General features: G+C 36.7%; 10 protein-coding genes, 2 pseudogenes and 2 other annotated features. All 12 genes and pseudogenes read left to right on the top strand.

All coding sequences use genetic code 11. The features are described 5' to 3' along the window. Nucleotides 1-315 (top strand): annotated as a pseudogene (locus tag A194_RS18300) (replication initiation and membrane attachment family protein); the annotation flags it as partial. Nucleotides 316-460: 145 nt separating this feature from the next. Beyond that, nucleotides 461-1,135 (top strand): DnaD domain protein, encoded by a 675-nt coding sequence (locus A194_RS0111700; RefSeq protein ID WP_029425225.1) that lies wholly within the window; start codon nucleotides 461-463, stop codon nucleotides 1,133-1,135. A gap of 16 nt (nucleotides 1,136-1,151) precedes the next feature. After that, nucleotides 1,152-2,087 carry a primosomal protein DnaI gene (gene dnaI / locus A194_RS0111695; protein WP_017187024.1) on the top strand — a complete coding sequence of 312 codons (936 nt, stop codon included), beginning with the start codon at nucleotides 1,152-1,154 and terminating at the stop codon, nucleotides 2,085-2,087. 77 nt (nucleotides 2,088-2,164) lie between these two features. Continuing rightward, nucleotides 2,165-2,980, top strand: a complete 816-nt coding sequence (gene ytxC, locus A194_RS0111690) for a sporulation protein YtxC (RefSeq protein WP_017187023.1) — start codon at nucleotides 2,165-2,167, stop codon at nucleotides 2,978-2,980. A gap of 84 nt (nucleotides 2,981-3,064) precedes the next feature. Then, nucleotides 3,065-3,287: a binding site (T-box leader), on the top strand. 60 nt (nucleotides 3,288-3,347) lie between these two features. Beyond that, complete coding sequence (gene thrS, locus A194_RS0111685; RefSeq protein WP_017187022.1) at nucleotides 3,348-5,291, top strand: threonine--tRNA ligase; 1,944 nt, start codon at nucleotides 3,348-3,350, stop codon at nucleotides 5,289-5,291. Nucleotides 5,292-5,387: 96 nt separating this feature from the next. Further along, nucleotides 5,388-5,540, top strand: a sequence feature (ribosomal protein L20 leader region). Nucleotides 5,541-5,630: 90 nt separating this feature from the next. After that, nucleotides 5,631-6,134: a translation initiation factor IF-3 gene (gene infC / locus A194_RS0111680; protein ID WP_017187021.1), complete on the top strand. Its 504-nt coding sequence runs from the start codon at nucleotides 5,631-5,633 to the stop codon at nucleotides 6,132-6,134. A gap of 38 nt (nucleotides 6,135-6,172) precedes the next feature. Then, nucleotides 6,173-6,370, top strand: a complete 198-nt coding sequence (gene rpmI, locus A194_RS0111675; protein ID WP_017187020.1) for a 50S ribosomal protein L35 — start codon at nucleotides 6,173-6,175, stop codon at nucleotides 6,368-6,370. A gap of 38 nt (nucleotides 6,371-6,408) precedes the next feature. Further along, on the top strand, nucleotides 6,409-6,765 hold the full coding sequence (rplT, locus tag A194_RS0111670; protein ID WP_017187019.1) for a 50S ribosomal protein L20: 357 nt from the start codon (nucleotides 6,409-6,411) through the stop codon (nucleotides 6,763-6,765). A 68-nt stretch (nucleotides 6,766-6,833) separates the two neighbouring features. Then, complete coding sequence (locus tag A194_RS0111665; RefSeq protein WP_017187018.1) at nucleotides 6,834-7,085, top strand: DUF1294 domain-containing protein; 252 nt, start codon at nucleotides 6,834-6,836, stop codon at nucleotides 7,083-7,085. Between the two features lie 72 nt (nucleotides 7,086-7,157). After that, nucleotides 7,158-7,736, top strand: a complete 579-nt coding sequence (locus A194_RS0111660) for a TVP38/TMEM64 family protein (RefSeq protein ID WP_017187017.1) — start codon at nucleotides 7,158-7,160, stop codon at nucleotides 7,734-7,736. Nucleotides 7,737-7,869: 133 nt separating this feature from the next. Next, entirely contained in the window at nucleotides 7,870-8,262 is a 393-nt protein-coding gene (locus tag A194_RS18295; RefSeq protein WP_017187016.1) for a dUTP diphosphatase, read from the top strand. Between the two features lie 102 nt (nucleotides 8,263-8,364). Next, nucleotides 8,365-9,449, top strand: a pseudogene (locus tag A194_RS18290) (M42 family metallopeptidase). Nucleotides 9,450-9,583 lie beyond the last annotated feature (134 nt).

The raw sequence follows: 9,583 nt of genomic DNA, 5'->3' as shown, positions 1-9,583 counted from the left end.
TATGAAGCAAGAAAGAAACTAGAAGGAATTGGATTGTTAAAAACTTTTAAGGAAGAAGGTAGCGTTAGAACATTTTACTATTTGATCCGTCGCCCTGCATCTGCCTATCAGTTTTTTGAAAACCCGACTTTATCAGTTTTACTGGAGCATCATGTCGGCAAAGACGTTTATCAACAATTACAAAAGAAATTAGCACCGAAACCGACCGTATCCTCTTCTGTAGAAGAAGTAACTCATCATTTTGATGACGTATTTACGACGTTGCACATAAGAAGCAACCACCGAAAAAAGGATCAGATGAATCAGCAGCTATAAAAACAGACCTTCCACTAGAATGGTTATATAAAATGCTAACCCAACAAAAAGTTGAACCGAAAAACATTTTAACGAACCATAATTTAAATTATATGGAAAAATCATTAAAATTTATGATGTTGATTATTTAGAGTTAGAGAAAGCGTTGTTATGGGCAGTGAATGAAGATGCTGAATTTGATCGGCAAGAGTTCATAGATATGTGTAAAGATATTTATTATAAAAAACACGGGTCCGTACCACCTCGGTTATATACAAAAGGACAAGTTCAAGAGCCCGAAGAACAACGAAAAGGTAAAAATGTAAATCAACAACCAGAGTCTAAAGAGGAACGCATTATTCAACACTTTAACGAAATTACACACCGTGAAATTTTAGAGGACCACTCAAATTCAGGTGTCGCATCGATGAAAGAAGTTGAAATGATCACTGATTTAATGGAAGAGCACGGACTTTCTCAATCAGTTATGAATGTTTTAGTTCACTACGTTTTAAGAAAAAATGGTAACAAATTGAACCGTAATTATATTGATACAATCGCAGCTCATTGGAGTCGTGAAGGGGTTACAACAGCAAAAACAGCTATGGATATGGCCAAGCGTGAACATAAAATGTATCAAACATGGCAGCAAAAGAAGCAACAAAAACAGCAAAAGCAGTCTAAAACAGCCGGTAAATCCAAAGAAGTTCTTCCCAAGTGGTTTAAGGAACAGAAGCAACAACAGTCAGAGCAGCAAACTGAACAAGAACCAGAAAATAGTGAAGCTAAAAACGAAGAGTTAACCGCATTTTTTAAAAGCTTTTCACAATCGAAACAATGAATGAAGGATGATTTAAATGGAACATATCCAGTCTGCACTCCAAAGCTGGTTGAAAAACAATGAAGATTTTCAAACCTCTTTTAATGAAATGAGGAAAAAGATTTTATCCTCAGATCGTATTAAAGCCTTTTTAAAGGAGCATCCAGAGTTAACTGAAAAACAGATCGATTCACAACTAATGAAGTTGTATGAATACGATTCTCAATCAGTTAAGTGTGAGAAATGTGCTTCGTTAAATAGTTGTATTAACGTTATGAAGGGCTATGTGCCAGAAGCTCGTGTACAAAATGGAAGAGTAAAACTCATTTATCATGAATGCCAACGAAAAGAGCGAGAATTACAGTTGCAAAAACAACGCTCCTTTGTCCAAAGTTTGCATATGCCAAAAGAGATTCACGATGCCACATTCTCGCAAATTAAGTTGGAAGCAAACGGAAGAGAAGAAGCGCTACAAAAGGTTCGTCAGTTTTATGAGGAAAGTGGTGATACCCCACCGAAAAAAGGTGTTTACTTACACGGAAGCTTTGGTGTCGGTAAAACTTATTTATTAGCTGCACTAGCTAATGAATTAGCAAAAAAGCAAATCGATACGTTATTAATATATATGCCAGAGTTCGTTAGAGAAATGAAAGCATCCATAACTGATTCAACAATTAATCAAAAGATTGATCAATTTAAGCGCGCGTCAGTTTTAATTTTTGATGATATAGGTGCTGAATTTTTATCACCATGGTTTCGTGATGAAGTGTTAGGTGCGATTTTACAATTTAGAATGATGGAACGTCTGCCTGTATTTTTTACATCAAATTATGACTTAAGTGAGTTAGAATCAATGTTATCAAAAGCAGGTCGTGGAGATGTTGAAGAACTTAAAGCTGCAAGGATTATGGAGAGAATTAGACAAGTAAGTGAACCAGTTGAAGTTACTGGACAAAATCATCGCGACCAATAATTTTGGTCGCTTTTTTCATGTTTCCACTCTTTCTTTCATAAAATGTATTACCTTGTTCTATGAAAGAGGGATGTGGAGTGAAAGAAACAGCATTTTTATTTAAAAACGAGCAAGAAGCTAGACAGTTCTACTTGTACTTATTAGCGGCCAATTTTAAAGGTCAAATAAGGCTGGATGAAAATTTCGTTTGGTTGTCCAATTTCTTATTTGTCAAACGGACAAGTTTAGTTGATTTAATTTTCCCGTTTATTTTAGAGGCTTATGTGCCTAAAATATCACAAAGGATCTTGCGAGACACTTATTATTTTGATGACGATGAAATCGAGCAAATTGTTCCATTCGTTGTCTCTTTAAGTACCGCCCCCAAAATGTTGCACAGCGAGTTAAATGACTCATTATACGAAAAGTTAGTTCACTTTATTTATGGACAAGATAATGTCTCTAAGATCAACATGGAATACATGTATAATGAATTATTTTTAAGAGAAGATGATTGGCTAGAAATTGTCGGGTTTGGTATTGAGGAATGGCAAGATGAACTTCATTTTCAAGACCGAATGGAGCAGTTAAGAAGCTTTATTGACGGACAAGAACCGTATTATAAACATGTGACAGTTTATTATAAAAATGAAGCACTTTTATTTGATGACCACGGGAAATTAATTCAAGATCAGCTGATTACATCAGCGACAACACCATTTCAAGAAATAATGGACCAAACGAAAGTAATTGGGAAGCTATTGGCAATTGCGCCAGAACGAGTAGATGTTTATGCTTCAAATGATCGGATTCATGAAATTTATAGTGTAATGAATATCTTTCAAGAAAGAGTATGTTTGTATCCTATTAACCAGTTTCCTTACGTTCAGGAAATGAAAAATATTTTTAAATAAGTAGTAGTAATTTAAACGTGTAAAGAAAGCTCTTGATTTTCCTCATTAACATCGTTATAATACGTACATAATATAATGAATACGTTTTATGCTTTGATGAGGACAAGAGCAGTTTGAAACAGCTTTACAGAGAAGGGAGCCTTGGCTGCGAGCTTTCTAGTATGACAAATTGTTCACCACCTCTGAGCATTCATTGTGAACTTAATTACAATATTAGCAATGAACGTAAGTCGGCGTTAACGACTTTCTTGAGAGCTGCATTATGCAGAATCAGGGTGGAACCACGGGTATAACACTCGTCCCTTTTAAATGATTAGGGACGAGTGTTTTTTGTTTTTTATAATCTAATTAGAAAGGTGGAAGCAGTATGAGTGATATGATTCAAATTACGTTCCCAGACGGAAATGCCAAGGAGTTTCCAAAAGGGACAACGACTGAAGATATAGCTGGCTCGATTAGCTCAGGCCTTAAAAAGCAATCCTTAGCAGGAAAGTTTAATGGCGAAATGGTCGACTTACAGGCAGAATTACATGAAGATGGCGAAATTCAAATTATTACTTATCGTGATGATGAAGGGTTAGAAGTGTTAAGGCACTCAACAGCTCATTTAATGGCACAAGCTGTTAAGCGTTTATACGGAAACGAGATAAGGTTAGGAGTCGGTCCCGTTATTGAAGGTGGTTTCTATTATGACATTGATATGGAAGAAACAATTACGCCTGAAGACTTACCTAAAATCGAAAAAGAAATGAAAAAAATTGTGGATGAAGCGTTAGAAATTAGAAGAGTTGAAGTATCACGCGAAGAAGCAAAACAACGCTATGAAGAAGTTGGAGATCACCTAAAACTAGAACTATTAGATGACATTCCAGAAGGTGAGCAAGTATCAATTTATGAACAAGGCGAATTTTTTGACCTTTGTCGTGGTGTCCACGTACCGCATACAGGTAAGATTAAAGTTTTTAAGCTACTTTCAATTTCAGGAGCTTATTGGCGTGGAGATAGCAAAAATAAAATGCTACAACGTATTTACGGTACAGCATTTGAGAAAAAAGGTCAGTTAGAAGAGCATTTAAGACTTTTAGAAGAAGCAAAAGAGCGTGACCACCGTAAATTAGGTAAAGAACTAGAGATCTTTACTGTTTCACAAAAGGTCGGTCAAGGACTCCCTCTTTGGTTACCTAAAGGTGCAACAATCCGCCGTACAATTGAGCGTTATATTGTCGACTTAGAAGAGCGCTTAGGTTATGACCACGTTTATACACCAGTACTTGGTAGTGTTGACCTATATAAAACAAGTGGTCACTGGGATCATTATCAAGAGGATATGTTCCCAACAATGGAGATGGATAACGAAGATTTAGTTCTTCGCCCGATGAACTGTCCACACCATATGATGGTGTATAAAAACCAATTATACAGCTACCGTCATCTACCTGTACGTATCGCTGAACTTGGTACGATGCACCGCCATGAAATGTCAGGCGCATTAGCCGGTTTACAACGTGTTCGTGGTATGACATTAAATGACGCACACATCTTTGCTAGACCAGATCAGCTTAAAGAGGAATTTACACGTGTTGTTCAATTAATTCAAAACGTGTATAAAGACTTTGGCATTAACGATTATTACTTCCGCTTATCTTATCATGACCCAGAAGATAAGGAGAAGTACGTCGATAACGATGAAATGTGGAATACAGCAGAAGCTTTATTAAAAGAAACAATGGAAGACATGGAGTTAGATTATGTGGAGGCATCTGGAGAAGCGGCATTCTATGGTCCAAAGCTAGACGTTCAAGTTAAAACTGCCCTTGGCAAAGATGAGACTTTATCAACAGTTCAGCTTGATTTCCTTCAGCCAGAGCGCTTTGACTTAACATATATCGGTGAAGACGGTAAAGAGCACCGCCCAGTTGTTATTCACCGTGGAGTTGTTTCAACAATGGAACGTTTCGTCGCTTTCTTAATCGAAGAATATAAAGGTGCGTTCCCGACATGGCTAGCACCTGAACAAGTACGCATAATTCCAGTTTCTTTAGAAGCTCATATGGATTATGCGAAAAAAGTCCAAGAGAAATTACAGTATGCAGGAGTGCGTGTTGAGCTAGACGTTCGTGATGAAAAACTAGGTTATAAAATTCGTGAGTCTCAAACACAAAAGATCCCATACTCTCTTGTACTTGGTGACAATGAAATGAATGATGAAGCTGTTAATATCCGTAAGTATAGTGAAAAAGACAGTGAAACAATCTCATTAGACGAATTTACACAATCAATTGTTGACGAAATTAATAATCGTAAGCTATAATTTTGAGGCAGCCTTATTCAAGGGCTGCCTTATTTAGTGCTTGACATTAATGTGAGAACTCGTTATACTAGGTAAGGTAATTAAATAAGGCGAATTAAAGACAAGTAGAAGCACCCGCTTCTCACCTGATTGACGCTACTGGCAGTTGACAGGTCAGATTAATTTTCTATTTTATACGTCATGATACGTATAGATTAATGAAATTAGTGTGTGTGGGTGCCGTATGTGTACCGACACTTTTTTTGTGGTTAAATACCTAAATTAAATTCTACAGTCACTTGTCAAATGACGCCTTAATTTTCTAAGATTTTTTGGAGGTGGCTCACTATTAGCAAGGATATGAATCTCAATGAGAACATTCGCGCCAAGGAAGTGCGACTCATTGATGTGAATGGTGAACAATTAGGAGTAAAATCACGTCAAGAAGCATTGGATATTGCTGAAAATGCAAACTTAGACCTTGTCTTAGTTGCACCAAATGCAAAACCGCCAGTTGCTCGTATTATGGATTACGGTAAATACCGCTTCGAACAACAGAAGAAAGAAAAAGAGCAGCGTAAAAAGCAAAAAATTATTAACGTTAAAGAAGTACGCCTAACACCACAGATTGAAGATCATGACTTTAATACGAAAGCGCGTAACGCGCAAAAGTTCCTTAAAAAGGGCGATAAAGTAAAAGTTAGTGTTCGTTTCCGTGGCCGTGCCATTACGCACAAAGATTTAGGTCAAAAAGTACTTGAACGTTTTGCGGATGCATGTAGTGAATTAAGTACTGTTGAAACGAAACCTAAAATGGAAGGTCGTAACATGTTCTTAATGCTTGCTCCAAAGAACGAAAAATAAAAAGTGAGCAACAAACATCATTTAAGGAGGAATAAATCATGCCAAAAATGAAGACGCATAAAAGTTCACAGAAGCGTTTTAAGAAGACTGGTACAGGAAAGTTCAAGCGTTCTCACGCTTTCACAAGCCACTTATTCCGTAATAAGACAAAGGCTCAAAAACGTCGCTTAGCTAAGAGTAATCTAGTTGATAAAAGTGACGAAGGTCGTCTAAAGAAATTAATGCCTTATAAATAGGTTCGTATAAAAACTAGAAAGATTCAGGAGGGATTACCATGCCACGTGTAAAAGGTGGAACAGTTACTCGTCAGCGTCGTAAACGTACGTTGAAGTTAGCTAAAGGTTATTATGGTTCTAAAAGAACGTTATTCAAAACAGCAAAACAGCAAGTGATGAAATCAGGTCAGTATGCTTATCGTGACCGTCGTCAGAAGAAGCGTGACTTCCGTAAGTTATGGATCACTCGTATTAACGCAGCAGCACGCATGAATGACTTATCATATAGCCGTCTAATGCACGGTCTAAAGCTTGCTGGTATTGAAGTTAACCGTAAAATGCTAGCAGATTTAGCTGTAAATGACGAAAAAGGCTTTGCTGAACTAGCAGATAAAGCTAAAGCAGCTTTAAAATAAACGTTTAAAAAGAGTTGTCCCATATTAGGGCAACTCTTTTTCTATATAATGATAAAGAGGGATGAACCGTGGAGATTTTTTTATACGTGTTAGTTGGGGTTGCAAGTATGATTGCATTTATTATGATGGGATTGGATAAAAGTTATGCTCGTAAAGGCAAGTGGCGGATTCCTGAAAGAACTCTGTGGGTGACAGCATTAATTGGAGGTGCACCTGGAGCTTGGTTTGGGATGATTTATTTTCGACACAAAACTAAACATAGTTTGTTTCAATTTGGGATGCCATTATTAACGATTACTTGGATGATTATTTTACTCTAGTTTTTCTATGTCATAAAGGCTCGTCTATTGTCATATGGTTTATTGATACCTTTAAATAATGGAGGGCTCAGTATGGAAAATGTCATGACTTGGATTCAACAAGCTGATCACCACGTTGCTTTATTTGCGCCTGCTGTGTTTATTTTGTTCCATATTATACGCCCTTTTTTATTTATACCTGTTGCCTTTATATGTATAATGGGTGGGCTGTTTTTTGGTATTACTTATGGGGCGATCTACTCCATGATTGGAATTACTTTATCGAGTATCATGTTTTATTTAATGATGCAAAAGATGCCTGTTGTTTGCGAACGGATGAGCCGATTGAAAGAAAAGATGTTCGGTCAACATCGTCATTTAAGTATTCCTCAAGTTGTTTTATTGAGAATTACACCATTTATTCATTTTCATCTAATATCATTACTTATAATAGAAATGACTAGAAACTTTAAAGAGTACACAAAGCTTTCGATTTTATCGAACATTCCTTTAGCTATTATTTATACAACTTTTGGTCAGTGGATTCAGTCTTTACATTGGCAATATATATTAGCGATTTTAATTACAATATTAATGTTGTTTTATCTACTACGTAAAAAGGAAATTGTACTAAAATGGGATGATTTTTTTGCAACGAATGCTGAAAGGTGACACAATAAATCTATAAAAAATTAAAGGTGGTAACTATATTGGATTGGAATCGATTATATGACTTACAACAACAACTTGACGAAAGAATTCTTAATACCATCCACAATCACGCTCTGACATTTACTTAGATAAAGTGCTTGCTTTAAATGTTGAAGTTGGGGAATTAGCCAATGAAACTCGTTGTTTTAAATATTGGAGTCAAAAAGGTCCAAGTGATCGTGATGTCATCCTTGAAGAGTATGTTGATGGCATTCATTTTATTTTATCACTTGGACTAGATTTTGGTTATCGATTTAATAATGAAAGTAAAAATAGCCGATCAGTCAGTACATTAACTAAAGGGTTTCATTTAGTTTATGAGTGTATAGAGCTGTTTAAACAGAGTAAATCAAAAGACGATTATATGAAGCTAATGAACAGTTATTTAGCTCTTGGTGAACATCTATCCTTCTCTACAAATGAAGTTGTACGAGCTTACCTTAGCAAAAACGAAGAAAATCATAATCGCCAACAATCAGGTTACTAAAAGCGAGAAACTGCCCTATAACTAAAGAAATTTTGAGAAATTGCCGTAAAAACGTTATAATAAACAAGGTGTCGAAAAATTTAAAAAAGAGGAGGATTCAGCATGGCAAAATTAGACGAACAATTAACAATGCTGAAAGACTTAACGGACGCAAAAGGGATTCCAGGTAATGAAAAGGAAGCTCGCGAAGTTATGGAAAAATACATAAACCCTTATGCTGATGAAGTTAAGACAGACCATCTTGGAAGCTTAATTGCTAAGAAGGTTGGTCAAGAAAACGGCCCTAAAATTATGGTTGCTGGTCACTTAGATGAAGTAGGCTTCATGGTCACTCGAATTGACGACAAAGGCTTTTTATACTTCCAAACAGTTGGTGGTTGGTGGAACCAAGTGATGCTTGCTCAACGTGTTACGATTACAACGCGTAATGGTGATGTAACAGGCGTAATTGGTTCAAAACCTCCACATATCTTATCTGCTGAAGCACGTAAAAAACCAGTAGAAATTAAAGATATGTTTATCGATATTGGTGCTTCTAGCAAGGAAGAAGCAGAGGAATTCGGTGTACGCCTGGTGACTCTGTTGTTCCTTACTTTGATTTTACAGTAATGAATAATGAAAAATTGTTACTTGCAAAAGCGTGGGATAACCGTATTGGCTGTGCGATTGCCATTGATGTATTAAAGCAATTACAAGGTGAAGACCATCCAAACGAAGTATACGGCGTTGGTACAGTGCAAGAAGAAGTAGGACTTCGTGGTGCGCGTACTTCTGCACATGCTATTAAGCCAGATATTGGCTTTGGTGTTGACGTTGGTATTGCTGGTGATATGCCAGGTGTATCAGACAAAGATGCTGCAGCTAAGCTAGGTGATGGCCCACAAGTTATTTTATATGATGCATCTATGATTTCTCATAAAGGTGTACGTGACTTCGTTGTCAATACTGCGGAGGAAAATGATATTCCGTTCCAATATGATTCAATGGCTGGTGGCGGAACAGATTCTGGTGCGATTCACCTAACAGCAAATGGTGTCCCATCATTATCAATTACAGTTCCAACTCGCTATATTCATTCTCATGCTGCCATGTTACACCGTGATGATTATGAACATGCAGTAAAACTTATTGTAGAAGTAATCAAAAAGCTAGACGCAGACACAGTTGAAAACATTACGTTTAACTAAGAAAAGGAAACCCCGAACGAATTCAAAATATGATTCGTTCGGGGTTTGTTTTGCTGCTCTAAAATACTTGTTGGGGTAGGTGTACAATTTTTATAGCTTTAAAGGGTACATTTCTTTTGCCTGAACCGTTCGTA

The organism is Alkalibacillus haloalkaliphilus C5, assembly GCF_000269905.1.
GTDB lineage: Bacteria > Bacillota > Bacilli > Bacillales > Alkalibacillaceae > Alkalibacillus > Alkalibacillus haloalkaliphilus_A.
Note: the sequence above shows the minus strand (reverse complement) of the source record. Positions and strands in the feature narration are given on the sequence as shown.